Source organism: Citrobacter cronae (assembly GCF_016893685.1).
Taxonomy (GTDB): Bacteria; Pseudomonadota; Gammaproteobacteria; order Enterobacterales; family Enterobacteriaceae; genus Citrobacter; species Citrobacter werkmanii.
Window position 1 is genome coordinate 5,024,540 of the sequence record NZ_CP069763.1, and the last position, 19,932, is coordinate 5,044,471.

Here is a 19,932-nt window from a genome sequence, read left to right on the forward strand (position 1 = left end):
AACGTTCCTTCAGGAGACTTTAAGTCTCAGGGAGAACTCATCTCGGGGCAAGTTTCGTGCTTAGATGCTTTCAGCACTTATCTCTTCCGCATTTAGCTACCGGGCAGTGCCATTGGCATGACAACCCGAACACCAGTGATGCGTCCACTCCGGTCCTCTCGTACTAGGAGCAGCCCCCCTCAATTCTCCAGCGCCCACGGCAGATAGGGACCGAACTGTCTCACGACGTTCTAAACCCAGCTCGCGTACCACTTTAAATGGCGAACAGCCATACCCTTGGGACCTACTTCAGCCCCAGGATGTGATGAGCCGACATCGAGGTGCCAAACACCGCCGTCGATATGAACTCTTGGGCGGTATCAGCCTGTTATCCCCGGAGTACCTTTTATCCGTTGAGCGATGGCCCTTCCATTCAGAACCACCGGATCACTAAGACCTGCTTTCGCACCTGCTCGAGCCGTCACTCTCGCAGTCAAGCTAGCTTATGCCTTTGCACTAACCTCCTGATGTCCGACCAGGATTAGCTAACCTTCGTGCTCCTCCGTTACTCTTTGGGAGGAGACCGCCCCAGTCAAACTACCCACCAGACACTGTCCGCAACCCGGATTACGGGCCCACGTTAGAACACCAGCCATTAAAGGGTGGTATTTCAAGGATGGCTCCATGCAGACTGGCGTCCACACTTCAAAGCCTCCCACCTATCCTACACATCAAGGACCAGTGTTCAGTGTCAAGCTATAGTAAAGGTTCACGGGGTCTTTCCGTCTTGCCGCGGGTACACTGCATCTTCACAGCGAGTTCAATTTCACTGAGTCTCGGGTGGAGACAGCCTGGCCATCATTACGCCATTCGTGCAGGTCGGAACTTACCCGACAAGGAATTTCGCTACCTTAGGACCGTTATAGTTACGGCCGCCGTTTACCGGGGCTTCGATCAAGAGCTTCTCCTTACGGATAACCCCATCAATTAACCTTCCGGCACCGGGCAGGCGTCACACCGTATACGTCCACTTTCGTGTTTGCACAGTGCTGTGTTTTTAATAAACAGTTGCAGCCAGCTGGTATCTTCGACTGATTTCAGCTCCATGAGTAAATCACTTCACCTACCTATCAGCGTGCCTTCTCCCGAAGTTACGGCACCATTTTGCCTAGTTCCTTCACCCGAGTTCTCTCAAGCGCCTTGGTATTCTCTACCTGACCACCTGTGTCGGTTTGGGGTACGATTTNNTGTTACCTGATGCTTAGAGGCTTTTCCTGGAAGCAGGGCATTTGTCACTTCAGCACCGTAGTGCCTCGTCATCACACCTCAGCGTTAAAAGGTACCGGATTTACCTGGAACCTCCGCCTACATGCTTAAACCGGGACAACCGTCGCCCGGCCAACATAGCCTTCTCCGTCCCCCCTTCGCAGTAACACCAAGTACAGGAATATTAACCTGTTTCCCATCGACTACGCCTTTCGGCCTCGCCTTAGGGGTCGACTCACCCTGCCCCGATTAACGTTGGACAGGAACCCTTGGTCTTCCGGCGTGCGGGTTTTTCACCCGCATTATCGTTACTTATGTCAGCATTCGCACTTCTGATACCTCCAGCAGCCCTCACAGGCCACCTTCAACGGCTTACAGAACGCTCCCCTACCCAACAACACATAGTGTCGCTGCCGCAGCTTCGGTGCATGGTTTAGCCCCGTTACATCTTCCGCGCAGGCCGACTCGACCAGTGAGCTATTACGCTTTCTTTAAATGATGGCTGCTTCTAAGCCAACATCCTGGCTGTCTGTGCCTTCCCACATCGTTTCCCACTTAACCATGACTTTGGGACCTTAGCTGGCGGTCTGGGTTGTTTCCCTCTTCACGACGGACGTTAGCACCCGCCGTGTGTCTCCCGTGATAACATTCTTCGGTATTCGCAGTTTGCATCGGGTTGGTAAGTCGGGATGACCCCCTAGCCGAAACAGTGCTCTACCCCCGAAGATGAATTCACGAGGCGCTACCTAAATAGCTTTCGGGGAGAACCAGCTATCTCCCGGTTTGATTGGCCTTTCACCCCCAGCCACAAGTCATCCGCTAATTTTTCAACATTAGTCGGTTCGGTCCTCCAGTTAGTGTTACCCAACCTTCAACCTGCCCATGGCTAGATCACCGGGTTTCGGGTCTATACCCTGCAACTTAACGCCCAGTTAAGACTCGGTTTCCCTTCGGCTCCCCTATACGGTTAACCTTGCTACAGAATATAAGTCGCTGACCCATTATACAAAAGGTACGCAGTCACACCCGAAGGTGCTCCCACTGCTTGTACGTACACGGTTTCAGGTTCTTTTTCACTCCCCTCGCCGGGGTTCTTTTCGCCTTTCCCTCACGGTACTGGTTCACTATCGGTCAGTCAGGAGTATTTAGCCTTGGAGGATGGTCCCCCCATATTCAGACAGGATACCACGTGTCCCGCCCTACTCTTCGAGTTCACAACCTGTGCATTTTTGTGTACGGGACTATCACCCTGTACCGTCGGACTTTCCAGACCGTTCCACTAACACACATGCTGATTCAGACTCTGGGCTGCTCCCCGTTCGCTCGCCGCTACTGGGGGAATCTCGGTTGATTTCTTTTCCTCGGGGTACTTAGATGTTTCAGTTCCCCCGGTTCGCTTCGTTAACCTATGTATTCAGTTAACGATAGTGTGACGAATCACACTGGGTTTCCCCATTCGGAAATCGCCGGTTATAACGGTTCATATCACCTTACCGGCGCTTATCGCAGATTAGCACGTCCTTCATCGCCTCTGACTGCCAGGGCATCCACCGTGTACGCTTAGTCGCTTAACCTCACAACCCGAAGATGTTTCACTTCTGATTGCGAAAATTTGAGAGACTCGAACACACCTTTTATCTGTTCTTATTACGGAGAACAGACACAGTGTGTCGTTTCAATTTTCAGCTTGATCCAGATTTTTAAAGAGCAAATATCTCAAACATGACTCGCAAGTCAGTTTTGAGATATCAGGGTGCGCGTCTTTCACTCACGAACCAGCAAGTGGCGTCCCCTAGGGGATTCGAACCCCTGTTACCGCCGTGAAAGGGCGGTGTCCTGGGCCTCTAGACGAAGGGGACACTGAAGTCTCAATCGCAAGACGCCTTGCTATTCACTTTTCATCAGACAATCTGTGTGAGCACTGCAAAGGCCGGTTCTTTAAGGTAAGGAGGTGATCCAACCGCAGGTTCCCCTACGGTTACCTTGTTACGACTTCACCCCAGTCATGAATCACAAAGTGGTAAGCGCCCTCCCGAAGGTTAAGCTACCTACTTCTTTTGCAACCCACTCCCATGGTGTGACGGGCGGTGTGTACAAGGCCCGGGAACGTATTCACCGTGGCATTCTGATCCACGATTACTAGCGATTCCGACTTCATGGAGTCGAGTTGCAGACTCCAATCCGGACTACGACATACTTTATGAGGTCCGCTTGCTCTCGCGAGGTCGCTTCTCTTTGTATATGCCATTGTAGCACGTGTGTAGCCCTACTCGTAAGGGCCATGATGACTTGACGTCATCCCCACCTTCCTCCAGTTTATCACTGGCAGTCTCCTTTGAGTTCCCGGCCGGACCGCTGGCAACAAAGGATAAGGGTTGCGCTCGTTGCGGGACTTAACCCAACATTTCACAACACGAGCTGACGACAGCCATGCAGCACCTGTCTCAGAGTTCCCGAAGGCACCAAAGCATCTCTGCTAAGTTCTCTGGATGTCAAGAGTAGGTAAGGTTCTTCGCGTTGCATCGAATTAAACCACATGCTCCACCGCTTGTGCGGGCCCCCGTCAATTCATTTGAGTTTTAACCTTGCGGCCGTACTCCCCAGGCGGTCGACTTAACGCGTTAGCTCCGGAAGCCACGCCTCAAGGGCACAACCTCCAAGTCGACATCGTTTACGGCGTGGACTACCAGGGTATCTAATCCTGTTTGCTCCCCACGCTTTCGCACCTGAGCGTCAGTCTTTGTCCAGGGGGCCGCCTTCGCCACCGGTATTCCTCCAGATCTCTACGCATTTCACCGCTACACCTGGAATTCTACCCCCCTCTACAAGACTCTAGCCTGCCAGTTTCGGATGCAGTTCCCAGGTTGAGCCCGGGGATTTCACATCCGACTTGACAGACCGCCTGCGTGCGCTTTACGCCCAGTAATTCCGATTAACGCTTGCACCCTCCGTATTACCGCGGCTGCTGGCACGGAGTTAGCCGGTGCTTCTTCTGCGAGTAACGTCAATCACTAAGGTTATTAACCTTAATGCCTTCCTCCTCGCTGAAAGTACTTTACAACCCGAAGGCCTTCTTCATACACGCGGCATGGCTGCATCAGGCTTGCGCCCATTGTGCAATATTCCCCACTGCTGCCTCCCGTAGGAGTCTGGACCGTGTCTCAGTTCCAGTGTGGCTGGTCATCCTCTCAGACCAGCTAGGGATCGTCGCCTAGGTGAGCCGTTACCCCACCTACTAGCTAATCCCATCTGGGCACATCCGATGGCAAGAGGCCCGAAGGTCCCCCTCTTTGGTCTTGCGACATTATGCGGTATTAGCTACCGTTTCCAGTAGTTATCCCCCTCCATCGGGCAGTTTCCCAGACATTACTCACCCGTCCGCCACTCGTCACCCGAGAGCAAGCTCTCTGTGCTACCGTTCGACTTGCATGTGTTAGGCCTGCCGCCAGCGTTCAATCTGAGCCATGATCAAACTCTTCAATTTAAGTTTGATGCTCGTGAATTAAACTTCGTAATGAATTACGTGTTCACTCAGAGACTTGGTATTCATTTTTCGTCTTGCGACGTTAAGAATCCGTATCCTCGAGTGCCCACACAGATTGTCTGATAAATTGTTAAAGAGCAGTGCCGCTTCGCTTTTTCTCAGCGACGCGGGGTGTGCATATTACGCTATCCCGCTTCAGAGTCAAGCGTTTATTTACGCTTTTCTCCGCTGACCCGGCGGCGTGTAATCCGTTGTTCCGTGTCAGTGGAGGCGCATTATAGGGAGTTATTTCAGGCTGACAAGTTAAAAATACAAAAAACTTATCAAACGATTACTTTTCACTCAACCCTTCTATTTTTGCCTGGTTTTTAAACAAAAACGAGCCCCGCAGGGCTCGTTTATTATCGTTTTGTGATTTACTGCACTGCCACGATACGGTCGTCGTTCACTTCCAGGCGAATGGCTTTGCCAGGAATCAGCTCCCCAGACAAAATTTGCTGCGCCAGCGGGTTTTCGATCTGTTGCTGGATAGCGCGTTTCAATGGACGCGCGCCATATACCGGATCGTAACCATTCGCGCTCAGCAGTTTGAGCGCTTCGTCTGAGATATGGATTTCATAGCCACGCTCTTCCAGACGTTTATACAGACGCTGCAGTTGGATCTGAGCAATAGAAGCAATGTGCTGCTCACCCAACGGATGGAATACCACAACCTCATCTATACGGTTGATAAATTCCGGACGGAAGTTATGGCTCACAACGCCCAGCACCATATCCTTCATGTGGCTGTAATCGAGCTCGCCAAAACGTTCCTGGATCAGATCCGACCCCAGGTTCGAAGTCATGATGACCACCGTATTACGGAAGTCGACCGTTCTCCCCTGCCCGTCGGTCAGACGACCATCGTCAAGCACCTGCAGCAGAATGTTGAACACATCCGGATGCGCTTTCTCCACTTCATCCAGCAGGATGACGGAGTAAGGACGACGGCGCACTGCTTCAGTGAGATAACCCCCCTCTTCGTAGCCGACATATCCCGGAGGCGCACCGACCAGACGAGACACCGAGTGTTTCTCCATAAACTCGGACATATCGATACGTACCATTGCATCGTCACTGTCGAACATAAAGTTTGCCAGCGCTTTACACAGTTCGGTTTTACCGACACCGGTCGGCCCAAGGAACAGGAATGAACCAATCGGACGGTTCGGGTCAGACAGCCCAGCACGGCTACGGCGAATCGCGTTAGATACCGCTTCAACCGCTTCGTTCTGGCCAATCACACGGCTGTGCAACTCCTGCTCCATACGCAACAGTTTTTCCCGTTCGCCTTCCAGCATGCGGGCAACCGGGATCCCCGTCCAACGCGCCAGCACTTCAGCAATTTCTGCATCGGTCACTTTGTTACGCAACAGACGCATAGTTTTACCTTCCGACTGGGTAGCGGCTTCCAGCTGTTTTTCCAGCTCCGGGATTTTACCGTACTGCAGCTCGGACATCCGCGCCAGGTCGCCCACACGACGCGCCTGCTCGATGGCGATCTTCGCCTGCTCCAGCTCAGCCTTAATCGTCTGAGTACCGGAGAGCGAGGCTTTTTCCGCTTTCCACTCTTCTTCTAACTCAGAATACTGGCGCTCTTTGTCGTCCAGTTCTTCGTTGAGCATATCAAGACGTTTTTTACTCGCCTCATCAGACTCTTTCATTAATGCCTGCTGTTCCAGTTTGAGCTGGATAATACGGCGGTCGAGTCTGTCCAGTTCTTCCGGCTTGGAGTCAATCTGCATACGAATGCTGGATGCCGCTTCATCGATCAGGTCGATGGCTTTATCCGGCAACTGACGGTCGGCAATATAGCGGTGAGACAGCGTCGCTGCCGCAACAATCGCCGGGTCAGTGATCTGCACATGGTGGTGCAGCTCATAACGTTCTTTCAGACCACGCAAAATGGCGATGGTGTCTTCTACTGAAGGTTCAGCCACAAACACTTTCTGGAAACGGCGTTCCAGCGCCGCATCTTTTTCGATGTACTGACGATATTCATCGAGCGTGGTTGCGCCTACGCAGTGCAGTTCCCCACGCGCCAGCGCCGGTTTCAGCATATTACCGGCGTCCATGGCGCCATCGGCTTTACCCGCGCCAACCATGGTATGCAGCTCATCAATAAACAGAATGACGTTGCCTTCTTGTTTAGAGAGATCGTTCAGCACACCTTTTAAACGTTCTTCAAACTCGCCACGATATTTCGCCCCGGCCACCAGCGCGCCCATATCCAGCGCCAGTACGCGGCGGCCTTTTAAGCCTTCCGGCACTTCGCCGTTGATAATACGCTGCGCCAGTCCTTCAACGATGGCGGTTTTACCGACGCCAGGTTCACCAATCAACACCGGGTTATTTTTAGTACGACGTTGCAGCACCTGAATGGTGCGGCGAATTTCTTCATCACGACCGATAACCGGATCGAGCTTGCCCTGTTCGGCGCGTTCGGTCAGATCGACGGTATATTTTTTCAAGGCCTGACGTTGGTCTTCAGCTCCCTGATCATTCACGCTTTCACCTCCACGCATTTGTTCAATTGCCTGAGTGATATTGGCGGTCGTCGCCCCTGCTGATTTTAATAAATCGGTCAGCGTACCGCGTGACTCAAGCGCCGCCAGAACGAACAGTTCTGACGAAATAAAGTTGTCCCCTCGTTTTTGCGCCAGCTTGTCGCAAAGATTCAGTACACGCACCAGATCCTGAGAAGGCTGCACATCACCGCCGGTACCTTCTACCTGCGGCAAGCGGCTCAACGCCTGGTCAATGGCTGTACGTAACTGACCGGCATTAATGCCAGCAGAGGTTAATAAAGGACGTACCGACCCCCCTTCCTGATTCAGCAAGGCGCTCATTAGATGAAGTGGTTCGATGAATTGATTGTCGTGCCCCAATGCGAGTGACTGGGCATCGGCAAGAGCAAGCTGGAATTTATTAGTAAGACGATCCAGACGCATAACTCCTCCCATAACAGGTCAAAATTGCTACTGGAGATTAAATGAGGTCATCCCTCAATTATTCAAGGTGAATGACCTGAATTATGTGAAAAGAAAATTACACGTACCGGATCGTCTTGATTCTTTAGGTTATATCAGCCAAATAAAACTTGCCATACGACCCGTGGTATTGTCGCGACGATAAGAGAAGAAAGTCTCACTTTCGCTGAAGGTGCACCGGTCACCGCCGTAGAGGTGCGTCACGCCGACATTTGCCAGACGCTGGCGCGCAAGCTGGTAGATATCCGCCAGATATTTGTCTGCGCGCGGTACAAATGCGAGGTCCGCCTGCGGATCATGCGCCATGAACGCTGCGCGGACTTCTGGCCCCACTTCAAACGCGTTCGGGCCAATCGCCGGGCCTAGCCAGGCAATAATGTTTTCAGGTTTGTCGGCAAAACACGCCACCGTCTCTTCCAGCACACCGGCGCATAATCCGCGCCAACCTGCATGGGCCGCCGCGACTTCCGTACCTGCACGATTACAAAATAGTACGGGCAGACAGTCCGCCGTCATCACCGCACACACGGTGCCTGGCGTATTGCTGTATGACGCATCCGCACGTTTGGAGGAGTACGGCTCGCCCGTCAGTTTCAGGACCTCCTTACCGTGGACCTGTTCCAGCCAGACTGGCTTTGAAGGCAGATTGCCCGCAGCAAACAGTCGTTTGCGGTTCTCTTCGACATGCTCCGGGTTATCGCCGCAATGGGCGCCCAGATTCAGCGAATCATAAGGTGGCATACTGATACCGCCAATACGGGTAGAACTACATGCCGCAACACCTTGCGGTAGCGGCCACTGCGGGACAATTAGCTTACTCATAACCAGGCAATATCATCCTTATGTTCTTCGAAATCAGCGCGCATCACTTCAATCAGTTCCACCATATCTTGCGGAATTGGCGCATGCCATTCCATTTCTATACCGGAAACCGGGTGATACAGACGCAGCATGGTCGCGTGCAGCGCCTGACGGTCGAACTTACGCAGTACGGAAATAAATTCGTCAGAAGCGCCTTTTGGTGGACGCGGACGACCACCGTAGACCGGATCTCCCACCAGCGGATGAGTGATATGCGCCATGTGCACGCGGATCTGGTGCGTACGTCCGGTTTCCAGACGCAACCGCAGACGCGTGTGCACACGGAAGTGTTCCATAATACGATAGTGCGTCACCGCCGGTTTACCCATCGGGTGTACCGCCATGTGTGTACGCTTGGTCGGGTGACGGCTAATCGGCTCTTCAACGGTTCCGCCCGCTGTCATATGACCAATCGCCACGGCTTCGTACTCACGGGTAATTTCACGCAGCTGTAATGACTCCACCAGACGCGTTTGCGCCGGAACGGTTTTTGCCACCACCATTAATCCGGTCGTGTCTTTGTCCAGACGATGGACGATACCCGCGCGAGGAACATCCGCAATTGGCGGGTAGTAATGCAGCAACGCATTCAATACCGTGCCATCAGGATTGCCTGCGCCCGGATGCACCACGAGGTCACGCGGTTTGTTGATAACAAGAATATCGTCATCTTCATACACGATATCCAGCGGGATATCCTGAGGCTCAAAACGAACCTCTTCGTCAATTTCTGCATTGATGGAGACCTGCTCTCCACCCAACACTTTTTCTTTCGGTTTATCGCAAAGATTGCCATTTACCAGCACGCGCTGGTCGAGGATCCATTCTTTTATGCGCGATCGCGAATAATCAGGGAACAATTCGGCCAAAGCCTGATCTAAGCGTTGACCGAGCTGATTTTCGGAGACTGTTGCGGTGAGTTCTACTCGTTGTGCCATAAACTGCTTCTTTGTTTAACGTTGGGTTTTACGGCTTTGCCGTTTAATATAGTGTGCTATTGTAGCTGGTCTTAACCGGGAGCAGGAACAGAGAATCTCCCGTAAAACATTTTGAGGAAAGTCAAAACGTCATGACGCGCATGAAATATCTGGTGGCAGCAGCCACGTTGAGCCTGTTTTTGGCGGGTTGCTCTGGTTCAAAGGAAGAGGTGCCCGATAATCCGCCAAATGAAATCTACGCGACTGCTCAGCAAAAGCTGCAGGACGGTAACTGGAAACAGGCAATAACGCAATTGGAAGCGTTGGATAACCGTTATCCATTTGGACCGTATTCTCAGCAGGTGCAATTAGATCTCATCTACGCCTACTACAAAAACGCCGATCTGCCACTTGCTCAGGCTGCCATCGATCGTTTTATCCGTCTTAATCCGACACACCCTAACATTGATTATGTCATGTATATGCGTGGCCTGACCAATATGGCGTTGGATGATAGCGCACTGCAAGGATTCTTTGGGGTTGATCGCAGCGATCGCGATCCACAACATGCCCGAGCTGCGTTTAATGACTTTTCCAAACTGGTACGTGGCTATCCGAACAGCCAGTACACCACTGACGCCACTAAACGTCTGGTGTTCCTGAAAGATCGTCTGGCGAAGTATGAATACTCCGTTGCGGAATATTACACTGCCCGTGGCGCATGGGTGGCGGTGGTAAACCGTGTGGAAGGCATGCTGCGCGACTACCCGGATACCCAGGCAACACGTGATGCTCTGCCGTTGATGGAAAACGCTTATCGCCAGATGCAAATGAATGCGCAGGCAGAAAAAGTAGCGAAAATCATTGCCGCCAACAGCAGTAACACCTGATTTACCTCAGAATGCAAAACGGCAGCCCCAAGGGCTGCCGTTTTTTTATCCGTTTACGCCATAACTGAAGCGGTTTAGCTCCAACGCATCTCATCAAATATGGCCTGCTTTCTGCTATTCCTCAAGTAAAAAATCGCTTGTTCCTGCGGTGCCTCACAAAAAGGTTTTCTTGACAAAAAGCGACAAAATAATGTGATTTAAATCACACATTTTGACATTAGGAACGGTATGCTGGAATCACCAAGACGGGAAAGACAAGAGGTAAAATTTATGACAATGAACATTACCAGTAAACAAATGGAAATTACTCCGGCAATTCGCCAGCATGTCGCAGACCGTCTCGCCAAACTTGAAAAATGGCAAACTCATCTGATTAATCCACATATCATTCTGTCTAAGGAGCCACAGGGTTTCATTGCTGATGCCACCATCAATACACCGAACGGACATCTGGTCGCCAGCGCAAAACACGAGGATATGTACACCGCAATTAACGATTTGATCAACAAGCTGGAACGGCAGCTCAATAAAGTGCAGCACAAAGGCGAAGCCCGTCGTGCAACAACTTCAGTCAAAGACGCCAACTTCGTCGAAGCAGAAGAAGAGTAGTCCCTTACATTGAGTGTATCGCCAACGCGCCTTCGGGCGCGTTTTTTGTTGACAGGGTGAAAACAGTACGGGTACTTTACTGATGTAGCCAAAGGAAAATTACATGAAACTTGCCCCGTTCTTCTTCGCATTCTTTTTTACCTTCCCCTGAATGGGAGGCGTTTCGTCGTGTGATAAAGAATGCGAAGACGAACAATAAGGCCTCCCACAACGGGGGGCCTTTTTTATTGATAACAAGAAAGGCAACACTATGACATCGGAAAACCCATTGCTGGCGCTGCGCGATAAAATCAGTTCGCTGGATGAAAAATTACTGGCCCTGCTGGCTGAACGGCGTGGGCTGGCCGTAGAAGTCGGTAAAGCTAAACTGCTTTCACATCGTCCGGTACGTGATATCGACCGCGAACGCGATCTGTTAGACCGACTGATTCAGCTTGGCAAAGCGCATCATCTCGACGCGCACTATATCACCCGCCTGTTCCAACTGATTATCGAAGACTCCGTCCTGACGCAGCAGGCACTGCTCCAGCAACATCTGAACAAAATTAACCCCCATTCCGCGCGCGTCGCATTCCTTGGGCCAAAAGGCTCATACTCACACCTCGCCGCACGTCAGTACGCTGCCCGTCATTTTGAACAATTCATTGAAAGCGGCTGCGCGAAATTTGCCGATATCTTTAATCAGGTCGAAACCGGACAAGCTGACTATGCGGTGGTCCCGATTGAAAACACCAGCTCCGGTGGGATTAACGACGTCTACGACCTGCTGCAGCACACCAGTCTGTCTATCGTTGGCGAGATGACTATTACAATTGACCACTGCGTACTGGTATCCGGCACAACCGATCTCGAGACCATTGATACGGTATACAGCCACCCGCAGCCGTTCCAACAGTGCAGCAAGTTCCTGAGCCGTTACCCACACTGGAAGATTGAGTACACCGAAAGCACCTCAGCGGCGATGGAAAAAGTTGCACAAGCTAACTCACCGCGCGTAGCCGCATTGGGGAGCGAAGCCGGAGGCGTACTGTATGGTTTGCAGGTTCTCGAGCATATCGAAGCAAACCAGACACAAAACATCACCCGCTTTGTGGTACTGGCACGCAAGGCTATCAATGTTTCCGACCAGGTTCCGGCGAAAACCACGCTGCTGATGGCAACAGGCCAACAGGCCGGTGCGCTGGTTGAAGCGCTGCTGGTACTGCGCAACCATAATCTGATTATGACTAAACTGGAGTCACGCCCGATTCACGGCAATCCATGGGAAGAGATGTTTTATCTTGATATCCAGGCCAATCTGGAATCCCCCCAAATGCAAAAGGCGTTAAAGGAATTGGGGGAGATTACGCGTTCGATGAAGGTGCTGGGATGTTACCCGAGTGAGAACGTGGTGCCGGTCGATCCGAGTTAACGTGACAATGCCGGATGGCGCTAAGCTTATCCGGCATCTTACTTAAGGACGGCTGTCATTCGCCTGGCGCAACAAAGTACGGCTTTCGCTCTGGAAGCGTTTCGCATAATCGCCAAACCAGTGCTCCACCTTACGGAAGCTGTCGATAAACGCTTGCTTATCGCCCTGCTCCAGTAAACCAATCGCCTCACCAAAACGTTGATAGTAGCGTTTGATCAGTGCAAGGTTGCTCTCAGACGACATAATGATATCGGCATACAGCTGCGGATCCTGGGCAAACAAGCGTCCAACCATCGCCAGTTCAAGGCGGTAAATCGGCGAAGAGAGCGCCAGCAATTGTTCCAGTTGCACGTTTTCTTCCGCCAGGTGCAGACCATAGGCGAAGGTCGCAAAGTGACGCAAGGCCTGAATAAACGCCATATTCTGGTCGTGTTCAACGGCGCTGATCCGATGCAGCCGCGCGCCCCAGACCTGAATCTGTTCCAGGAACCACTGATAGGCTTCCGGCCGACGTCCATCACACCAGACAACCACCTGTTTTGCCAGACTGCCGCTGTCCGGACCAAACATGGGATGTAACCCCACCACCGGACCATCGTGCGCTGCCAGCATCGCCTGTAAAGGACCATTTTTCACCGATGCCAAATCGACCAGGATACAGTCAGACGGCAGACGCGGTAATTTAGCGATCACCTGCTCGGTGACGTGGATCGGCACGCTGACGATCACCATGCCTGCATCAGAAACGATCTCCGACGCACGATCCCAGTCCTGCTGTTCCAGGATCCGCACCTGATAACCTGACAGAGTGAGCATTTTTTCGAAAAGACGCCCCATCTGACCACCGCCGCCGACGATCACTACCGGTCGTAGGGAAGGACAAAGCGTTTTGAATCCTTTGTCATTTTCACTGGAGTAGGACTCGCGCATAACCCGGCGCAGCACATCTTCAATCAGATCCGGCGGTACGCCAAGGGCTTCCGCTTCCGCGCGGCGTGAAGCCAGCATAGAGGCCTCCCGCTCCGGCACGTAAATCGGCAGCCCAAAGCGGCTTTTTACTTCACCGACTTCGGCAACCAGCTCCAGGCGGCGTGCCAGCAAATCCAGCAGCGCCTTATCGACTTCATCAATTTGATCGCGTAATGCGGTCAATTCAGCAACCATAACCAACCTCTTATGCTACACGCGCCGACAGCTGGCCGTTTAAATCCTGGCTAATTTCACGCAGTAGCGCATCCGTCATTTCCCAGCTAATGCATGCATCGGTTACGGACACGCCGTATTTCATTGCGCTGCGCGGCTGTTCGGAAGACTGGTTGCCTTCATGAATATTACTTTCAATCATCAAACCAATGATCGAGCGATTGCCATCTTTGATTTGCGCAATCACGGATTCAGCCACGGCAGGCTGACGGCGGTAATCTTTATTGGAGTTACCATGACTGCAATCTACCATCAGGGAAGGTCTTAGTCCCGCCTGTTCCATCTCTTTTTCGCACTGGGCAACATCTGCCGGGCTGTAGTTCGGCGCTTTGCCGCCACGCAGGATCACATGACCGTCCGGATTGCCCTGAGTTTGCAGCAGCGCTACCTGCCCTGCCTGGTTAATACCGACAAAACGGTGTGACTGCGCCGCGGCACGCATGGCGTTGATCGCGGTTGCCAGGCTACCGTCAGTGCCGTTCTTAAAGCCAACCGGCATCGAAAGACCAGAAGCCATTTCACGGTGAGTCTGTGATTCCGTGGTACGCGCACCGATTGCCGACCAGCTAAACAGATCGCCCAGGTATTGTGGGCTATTAGGATCCAGGGCTTCAGTTGCCAGCGGGAGTCCCATATTTACCAGTTCAAGCAGCAGTTGACGCGCAATTTTCAGTCCAGCTTCAACATCAAAAGAGCCATCCATATGAGGATCGTTAATTAACCCTTTCCAACCAACGGTAGTACGGGGTTTTTCAAAATAGACGCGCATCACCAGGTAGAGGTTATCGCTGACCTCTGCGGCAAGGGCTTTAAATCGACGAGCGTACTCAATTGCCATTTCAGGATCGTGAATGGAGCACGGACCACATACCACCAGCAGACGCGGATCGCGACCGGAGATAATATCTGAAATGGTTTTACGCGACTGGGCGATTTGCGCCTCTTGTGCCTGGCTCAGCGGAAATTCAGCTTTCAGCTGTTCCGGAGTCATCAGAACCTGTTCGTCGGTAATATGTACGTTGTTCAGCGCGTCTTTTTGCATGATGGTGATCCTGTTTAGCTCGTTTGCGATAGTTGATCCTCAGCGAGGAGGAAATAACGATATCACAACGGGTAAAGATTTCAATCCATAATCCGTAAATTTTAATTTACAGTGCGCTATTAAGTACTAAATAAAGCCCACCTGAGTGTACATTTAAATTTACATCATCCTGATGTCAGATCCACTATGCTTAAAAAAACGCGGGAGCACAGGCAATGAAGCAACTCATCAGCACCTTATTAATACTACTTCTTAGCGGATGTCAGATAGACCCCTATACTCACGCCCCTACCTGGACTGGCACCGACTGGTACGATGCCGGGATACGCGATGCCATTTCAGGCTATGCGGTTAAAGATAATGAAATTCTTGCCGACAATTACAATGATCCAGAAGTCGATCGTACGGAATATCTTAAGGGTTACGCCGAGGGACAACGTAAAACCTGCCAGCAGGATTTTGTTTACGCCAGGGGTCTGGCCGGGAAAACCTTTCCCCCAAGTTGCGATACTGTCGAAAATGTTGACCAGTTACACAACGCCTGGCAAAAAGGGGCAAACGAAGGTAATGCCGCTATAAGATTAAATTAAACAATAACTTATATTTTATATGCACATAAGATTTAACTTAAATTATCCATAGCTTTATACCCGGAATAATGACGACTTAGGAAAATAATGTTATTTTGTCTCAAACAATCTTGAGTGTATTTCGACGCTTTACGGCAACCGCTGGTAGGTAACTATTCATGAGCTATTCTTACCGACTCATACTTCTACTGGCACTGCTCCTGACCGGATTACCGCTGTACGCCCAGAGCGTTACGGAAGAAGCAAAATCTGTACGCGCGATGGTTTCCGGCATCGTCAGTTATACACACTGGCCTGCACTTTCCGGGCCACCAAAACTGTGTATTTTCTCTTCATCGCGTTTTTCCAGTGTACTGGGAGATACCAGTACTGGTGCTTTACCCTATCTTCCCGTCATCATTCGTACGGAACAAGAAATATTAGTTTCGCAGTGTGATGGTTTTTATTTTGGAAAAGAATCCCCTGGTTATCAGGTGGAATTAAAGAATAAATATCCGACAAAGGCACTGTTATTAATCGCTGAACAGAATCCCGAATGCGTTATTGGCAGTGCCTTTTGCCTCATAATTAAAGATGAAGATGTGAGATTTTCCGTAAATATGGATTCCCTTTCACGCAGTGGCGTAAGGGTCAGTCCAGACGTATTGATGCTTGCACGGAATAAAAAGCATGGATAAGGGCCATTCTCCCATAACACGCCCGACGTTTAAGCGGACATTACGGCGTATCAGCATAATCAGCGTCCTGGTCACCATGACGTTGATCTGGCTACTGCTTAGCATTTCCTCCGTGCTGGCATTAAGACAGTATGCGCAAAAGAACCTGGACCTGACCGCAGCCACGATGACTCGTACACTTGAAGCTGCATTAGTCTTTTCTGACAGTGTTGCGGCAACAGAAACTCTGGCGGCGCTAGGGCAACAAGGGCAGTTTTCCGTAGCGGAAGTGCGTAATAAAAATCAGAACGTGATCGCCACCTGGCGCTATGACGCGCAGGACACCACTGAAAAGATCAGCGGTTTGATCAGCCACTGGCTGTTTCCGCAACCGGTCACACAGCCCATTTTGCATAATGGCAATGTTATTGGTGAAGTGCGCCTGACTGCCCGCGATAGCGTGATCAGCCATTTCATTTATTTGTCGCTGGCCGTTCTTACCGGATGCATTCTGCTGGCATCAGGCATTGCATTAATGCTCACTCGCTATTTGCACAATGGCGTAGTAGAAGCCCTGCAAAATATCACCGAGGTGGTACATGATGTCCGTACCAACCGTAACTTTTCACGACGTGTTTCAGAAGAACGTATCGAAGAATTTCATCTTTTTGCTCAGGATTTTAATAGCCTGCTGGACGAAATGGAGGAATGGCAACTTCGGTTGCAGGCAAAGAACGCTCAGCTTTTGCGTACCGCGTTACATGATCCTCTGACAGGACTGGCAAATCGCGCCGCATTTCGCAGCAGCATTAACGCCCTGATGAACGACGATGCTGCCCGCAGCAGTTCTGCATTGCTATTCCTTGATGGTGATAATTTTAAATTTATTAACGATACCTGGGGCCACGCAGCGGGCGACCGTGTCCTGATTGAAGTTGCAAAAAGGCTGTCCGAGTTTGGAGGTGATCGACATCACCCCTACAGGCTTGGCGGCGATGAGTTTGCCATGGTGCTGTATAGCGTTCACTCAGAATACGAAGTTCAGCGTATCTGTGCCGCACTGTCACAAGCGTTTAACCGACCTTTTGACCTGCACAATGGTCATCTGGCAAGCATGACACTCAGCATTGGCTTTGCGCTGACGTGGGAACATGCCTCTGCCGAAAAATTACAAGAACTTGCCGATCAAAATATGTATCAGGCCAAACATTTGCGTTCTGAACGCATTATTAAATAAGGAATTACACACATGTTAAAACGTCTATTTTCACCGTTTTTTCTGCTTTTACTGATTGTGGCAGGCTGTCAGGCACCTCAGGGAAAATTTACCCCAGAGCAAATTGCAGCTATGAAATCGTACGGATTTAGCGAAGTTTCAGGAGACTGGTCTCTTGGCCTGTCTGACAATATCCTGTTTGATAAAAACGACTATAAGCTACGTCCGGAAAGTGAAAAGCAGATTCAGGAAATGGCATCCAAACTGGCTGCTACCGGGCTAAACCATGCTCGTCTGGATGGTCATACGGATAACTACGGCGAAGACAGCTACAACGAGGCTCTGTCGCTCAAACGCGCGAATGTCGTGGCCGATGCCTGGGCACAAGGCGCTAATATTCCCCGTACCAATCTGACCACCCAGGGACTCGGGAAGAAATACCCTATCGCCAGTAACCAGACCTCTAAAGGTCGTGCTGAAAACCGCCGTGTCGCGGTGGTGATCGCCACACCGTAATCATCCCCGGCTGACTGTATCCAGAGAGTATGTAAAGTTCCCCGGCAGTCAGTCTGTTCCCCATCAGTAAATATCGCGATAAAAAAAGGGCCAGCCTTTCGGCCAGCCCTTTTCTAACAGGATGTCGCTTGCGCGAATCTTAGTTAAGACGCTCTTTGATACGAGCAGACTTACCAGTGCGCTCACGCAGGTAGTACAGTTTAGCTTTACGAACAGCACCACGACGTTTAACAGCAATGCTGTCAACTACCGGAGAGTGAGTCTGGAAGACACGCTCAACGCCTTCGCCGTTGGAAATTTTACGAACAGTGAATGCAGAGTGCAGACCGCGGCTACGAATAGCGATAACCACGCCCTCAAATGCCTGCAGACGTTTTTTGGAACCTTCAACAACCCATACTTTCACTTCCACGGTATCACCCGGACGGAAGGAAGGTACGTCCTGCTTCATCTGTTCTTGTTCAAGTTGCTTAATAATGTTGCTCATAATTTAATCTCTTATCCTGGGTAAACTGATATTGGGGGCTTACGCCTGCCCATCATGTTTATGTTGCTGTTGTGCGTGTTCCTTTTTGAACTCCGCCAGCAACCTTGCTTGCTCTTCAGTCAGAGCCAGGTTTTCCAGAAGTTCAGGTCTTCTAAGCCAGGTCCGGCCCAGCGACTGTTTCAAACGCCAGCGACGTATCTCAGCGTGGTTCCCCGACAGTAATACTGCCGGTACTTCCATCTGCTCTAACACTTCAGGTCGGGTATAGTGTGGACAGTCCAGCAACCCGTCAGCAAACGAATCTTCGATTGCTGATGCTTCATGACCCAGAACCCCCGGAATAAACCGGGAAACGGAATCGATCAGCGTCATTGCTGGTAACTCACCACCGCTGAGGACGTAATCACCGATTGACCATTCTTCATCAATTTCGGTTTGAATCACGCGCTCATCGATACCTTCATAGCGACCACACACCAGAATCAGCTTTTGATTCGTGGCCAGTTCGCTGACGCCCGCTTGATCAAGCTTGCGTCCCTGAGGTGACAGATAAATCACCTTTGCGCCTTCACCAGCCGCAGCTTTTGCCGCATGAATGGCGTCCCGTAAGGGTTGCACCATCATTAACATCCCCGGTCCGCCGCCGTAAGGACGATCGTCCACGGTACGGTGCCGGTCATGAGTAAAGTCTCGAGGACTCCAGCTCTGGATGTTCAGCAGGCCATTTTTTACTGCCCGGCCAGTTACCCCGTAATCGGTAATTGCGCGGAACATTTCAGGAAACAGGCTAACAATACCTATAAACACAAGCCAATCCCCATAACGCCGACTTTTACCGTTTATCCGGTGGTTTAAAAACCAGGATCCCAATCTACTTCGATAGTACGAGTAGCGAGATCGACTTTCTTGATAACCTGCCCATCGAGGAACGGTACAAGACGTTCCTTGATACCAAACGCATCTTTCAGGTTTGCCTTGATGACGATGACGTCATTCGAACCGGTTTCCATCATATCGACGACTTTACCGAGATCGTAGCCTTCAGTGGTCACTACCTGGCAGCCCATAAGGTCTTTCCAGTAGTAGGAACCATCTTCCAGCGCTGGCAACTGCGAGGAATCCACGACAATTTCGCAATTGGTCAGTAGATTCGCCGAATCACGATCGTCAACGCCTTTCAGCTTGATGATCAGATCCTGATTGTGGTGCTTCCAGCTTTCCAGCTGTACTTGCTGCCACTGACCCGCCTTCTGGATAAACCAGGGCTGATAGTCAAAAATGCTTTCGGCGTCTTCAGTGGAAGAAAACACTCTGAGCCAACCACGAATACCGTAAGAAGACCCCATTTTCCCCAAAACGATGGGTTCCACAGGAGCCTGCGCGGCGAGTTGCTTGCTCATCATGACCACCGTGACAGATTAAGCTGCTTTGTTTGCTGCTTTGATCAGCGTAGCTACGCGATCAGAAATAGTCGCGCCCTGGCCAACCCAGTGAGCGATGCGATCCAGATCCAGGCGAGTGCCTTCTTCTTTTTCGCTAGCGATTGGGTTAAAGAAGCCAACGCGCTCGATGAAGCGACCGTTGCGTGCATTACGGCTGTCGGTGACAACAACCTGGTAGAACGGACGCTTTTTAGCGCCGTGACGAGCTAAACGAATAGTAACCATAACATCCTCTTGTGTGAATAAAACACCGGGCCCCATCGAGGGAAGGGACCCGGTGTCATATTAAAAGCCCGAAAATTTTACTGATTTCTGGGAAAAAAGCAATCAACAG

17 protein-coding genes, 1 tRNA gene, 2 rRNA genes and 1 other annotated feature (1 of these 21 running past the window's edge) are annotated in these 19,932 nt (G+C 51.1%); of the genes, 8 read left to right on the forward strand and 12 right to left on the reverse strand.

The features are described 5' to 3' along the window. The 6 genes from JSN25_RS21765 to rluD all read right to left on the reverse strand — a co-directional run. Positions 1-2,819, reverse strand: a 23S ribosomal RNA gene (locus JSN25_RS21765) (it extends 86 nt beyond the left edge of the window). Positions 2,820-3,028: 209 nt separating this feature from the next. Then, positions 3,029-3,104: transfer RNA gene (locus tag JSN25_RS21770), tRNA-Glu, on the reverse strand. A gap of 85 nt (positions 3,105-3,189) precedes the next feature. Further along, a 16S ribosomal RNA gene (locus JSN25_RS21775) occupies positions 3,190-4,729 on the reverse strand. The 16S and 23S rRNA genes sit together here with 1 tRNA gene alongside, the layout of an rRNA operon. A gap of 416 nt (positions 4,730-5,145) precedes the next feature. After that, on the reverse strand, positions 5,146-7,719 hold the full coding sequence (gene clpB, locus JSN25_RS21780) for an ATP-dependent chaperone ClpB (protein ID WP_038642736.1): 2,574 nt from the start codon (positions 7,717-7,719) through the stop codon (positions 5,146-5,148). Between the two features lie 129 nt (positions 7,720-7,848). Beyond that, positions 7,849-8,580: a purine nucleoside phosphorylase YfiH gene (gene yfiH, locus JSN25_RS21785; protein WP_085048919.1), complete on the reverse strand. Its 732-nt coding sequence runs from the start codon at positions 8,578-8,580 to the stop codon at positions 7,849-7,851. Next, positions 8,577-9,557 (reverse strand): 23S rRNA pseudouridine(1911/1915/1917) synthase RluD, encoded by a 981-nt coding sequence (gene rluD / locus JSN25_RS21790; protein ID WP_204525345.1) that lies wholly within the window; start codon positions 9,555-9,557, stop codon positions 8,577-8,579. The genes yfiH and rluD overlap by 4 nt, the downstream gene beginning before the upstream one ends. Before the next feature lie 131 nt (positions 9,558-9,688). On the opposite strand from rluD, the gene bamD reads away from it, so the two are divergent. The 4 genes from bamD (at position 9,689) to pheA (ending at position 12,446) form a co-directional block, all read left to right on the forward strand. Next, positions 9,689-10,426 carry an outer membrane protein assembly factor BamD gene (gene bamD, locus JSN25_RS21795; protein WP_005130417.1) on the forward strand — a complete coding sequence of 246 codons (738 nt, stop codon included), beginning with the start codon at positions 9,689-9,691 and terminating at the stop codon, positions 10,424-10,426. 270 nt (positions 10,427-10,696) lie between these two features. Beyond that, positions 10,697-11,035, forward strand: a complete 339-nt coding sequence (raiA, locus tag JSN25_RS21800) for a ribosome-associated translation inhibitor RaiA (RefSeq protein ID WP_003031244.1) — start codon at positions 10,697-10,699, stop codon at positions 11,033-11,035. A gap of 102 nt (positions 11,036-11,137) precedes the next feature. After that, positions 11,138-11,263 (forward strand) — a sequence feature (Phe leader region). Next, positions 11,139-11,186 (forward strand): pheA operon leader peptide PheL, encoded by a 48-nt coding sequence (gene pheL / locus JSN25_RS21805; RefSeq protein ID WP_121530024.1) that lies wholly within the window; start codon positions 11,139-11,141, stop codon positions 11,184-11,186. It overlaps the preceding feature by 48 nt. A gap of 22 nt (positions 11,264-11,285) precedes the next feature. Next, positions 11,286-12,446 carry a bifunctional chorismate mutase/prephenate dehydratase gene (gene pheA, locus JSN25_RS21810; RefSeq protein ID WP_038642743.1) on the forward strand — a complete coding sequence of 387 codons (1,161 nt, stop codon included), beginning with the start codon at positions 11,286-11,288 and terminating at the stop codon, positions 12,444-12,446. A gap of 42 nt (positions 12,447-12,488) precedes the next feature. On the opposite strand, the gene tyrA is transcribed toward pheA, so the two are convergent. Together tyrA and aroF are read right to left on the reverse strand one after the other, a co-directional pair. Continuing rightward, positions 12,489-13,610 (reverse strand): bifunctional chorismate mutase/prephenate dehydrogenase, encoded by a 1,122-nt coding sequence (gene tyrA / locus JSN25_RS21815; RefSeq protein WP_204525346.1) that lies wholly within the window; start codon positions 13,608-13,610, stop codon positions 12,489-12,491. A gap of 10 nt (positions 13,611-13,620) precedes the next feature. Further along, positions 13,621-14,691: a 3-deoxy-7-phosphoheptulonate synthase AroF gene (aroF, locus tag JSN25_RS21820; RefSeq protein ID WP_042313300.1), complete on the reverse strand. Its 1,071-nt coding sequence runs from the start codon at positions 14,689-14,691 to the stop codon at positions 13,621-13,623. A gap of 215 nt (positions 14,692-14,906) precedes the next feature. On the opposite strand from aroF, the gene JSN25_RS21825 reads away from it, so the two are divergent. The 4 genes from JSN25_RS21825 to JSN25_RS21840 all read left to right on the forward strand — a co-directional run bounded on the left by JSN25_RS21825 (position 14,907) and on the right by JSN25_RS21840 (position 17,669). Then, complete coding sequence (locus JSN25_RS21825) at positions 14,907-15,281, forward strand: DUF2799 domain-containing protein (RefSeq protein ID WP_038642749.1); 375 nt, start codon at positions 14,907-14,909, stop codon at positions 15,279-15,281. 158 nt (positions 15,282-15,439) lie between these two features. Further along, complete coding sequence (gene yfiR, locus JSN25_RS21830; protein WP_038642751.1) at positions 15,440-15,958, forward strand: regulatory sequestration protein YfiR; 519 nt, start codon at positions 15,440-15,442, stop codon at positions 15,956-15,958. Then, complete coding sequence (gene dgcN / locus JSN25_RS21835; RefSeq protein WP_038642753.1) at positions 15,951-17,174, forward strand: diguanylate cyclase DgcN/YfiN; 1,224 nt, start codon at positions 15,951-15,953, stop codon at positions 17,172-17,174. Before yfiR ends, dgcN begins: the two co-directional genes overlap by 8 nt. 12 nt (positions 17,175-17,186) lie before the next feature. Then, positions 17,187-17,669: an OmpA family protein gene (locus JSN25_RS21840; RefSeq protein ID WP_038642755.1), complete on the forward strand. Its 483-nt coding sequence runs from the start codon at positions 17,187-17,189 to the stop codon at positions 17,667-17,669. Between the two features lie 139 nt (positions 17,670-17,808). Here the strand turns inward: JSN25_RS21840 and rplS are convergent, their stop codons facing one another. The 4 genes from rplS to rpsP are packed head-to-tail and all read right to left on the reverse strand — an operon-like array spanning position 17,809 to position 19,823. After that, a complete protein-coding gene (rplS, locus tag JSN25_RS21845; protein WP_006687325.1) occupies positions 17,809-18,156 on the reverse strand; it encodes a 50S ribosomal protein L19 in 348 nt (115 codons plus the stop codon). A gap of 39 nt (positions 18,157-18,195) precedes the next feature. Next, a complete protein-coding gene (trmD, locus tag JSN25_RS21850; protein ID WP_003031232.1) occupies positions 18,196-18,963 on the reverse strand; it encodes a tRNA (guanosine(37)-N1)-methyltransferase TrmD in 768 nt (255 codons plus the stop codon). A gap of 44 nt (positions 18,964-19,007) precedes the next feature. Further along, the gene (rimM, locus tag JSN25_RS21855; protein WP_003031230.1) at positions 19,008-19,556 is read right to left on the reverse strand and encodes a ribosome maturation factor RimM; all 549 of its coding nucleotides are present in this window, start codon (positions 19,554-19,556) and stop codon (positions 19,008-19,010) included. An 18-nt stretch (positions 19,557-19,574) separates the two neighbouring features. Further along, positions 19,575-19,823, reverse strand: coding sequence for a 30S ribosomal protein S16 (gene rpsP / locus JSN25_RS21860; protein ID WP_003031228.1), 249 nt, complete (start codon positions 19,821-19,823; stop codon positions 19,575-19,577). Positions 19,824-19,932 lie beyond the last annotated feature (109 nt).

Excerpts from the sequence above, each read along its gene's own strand:
- clpB (WP_038642736.1), bottom strand. The coding sequence starts at position 7,719 with ATGCGTCTGGATCGTCTTACTAATAAATTCCAGCTTGCTCTTGCCGAT.
- yfiH (WP_085048919.1), bottom strand. The coding sequence starts at position 8,580 with ATGAGTAAGCTAATTGTCCCGCAGTGGCCGCTACCGCAAGGTGTTGCG.
- rluD (WP_204525345.1), bottom strand. The coding sequence starts at position 9,557 with ATGGCACAACGAGTAGAACTCACCGCAACAGTCTCCGAAAATCAGCTC.
- bamD (WP_005130417.1), top strand. The coding sequence starts at position 9,689 with ATGACGCGCATGAAATATCTGGTGGCAGCAGCCACGTTGAGCCTGTTT.
- raiA (WP_003031244.1), top strand. The coding sequence starts at position 10,697 with ATGACAATGAACATTACCAGTAAACAAATGGAAATTACTCCGGCAATT.
- pheA (WP_038642743.1), top strand. The coding sequence starts at position 11,286 with ATGACATCGGAAAACCCATTGCTGGCGCTGCGCGATAAAATCAGTTCG.
- tyrA (WP_204525346.1), bottom strand. The coding sequence starts at position 13,610 with ATGGTTGCTGAATTGACCGCATTACGCGATCAAATTGATGAAGTCGAT.
- aroF (WP_042313300.1), bottom strand. The coding sequence starts at position 14,691 with ATGCAAAAAGACGCGCTGAACAACGTACATATTACCGACGAACAGGTT.
- JSN25_RS21825 (WP_038642749.1), top strand. The coding sequence starts at position 14,907 with ATGAAGCAACTCATCAGCACCTTATTAATACTACTTCTTAGCGGATGT.
- yfiR (WP_038642751.1), top strand. The coding sequence starts at position 15,440 with ATGAGCTATTCTTACCGACTCATACTTCTACTGGCACTGCTCCTGACC.
- dgcN (WP_038642753.1), top strand. The coding sequence starts at position 15,951 with ATGGATAAGGGCCATTCTCCCATAACACGCCCGACGTTTAAGCGGACA.
- JSN25_RS21840 (WP_038642755.1), top strand. The coding sequence starts at position 17,187 with ATGTTAAAACGTCTATTTTCACCGTTTTTTCTGCTTTTACTGATTGTG.
- rplS (WP_006687325.1), bottom strand. The coding sequence starts at position 18,156 with ATGAGCAACATTATTAAGCAACTTGAACAAGAACAGATGAAGCAGGAC.
- rimM (WP_003031230.1), bottom strand. The coding sequence starts at position 19,556 with ATGAGCAAGCAACTCGCCGCGCAGGCTCCTGTGGAACCCATCGTTTTG.
- rpsP (WP_003031228.1), bottom strand. The coding sequence starts at position 19,823 with ATGGTTACTATTCGTTTAGCTCGTCACGGCGCTAAAAAGCGTCCGTTC.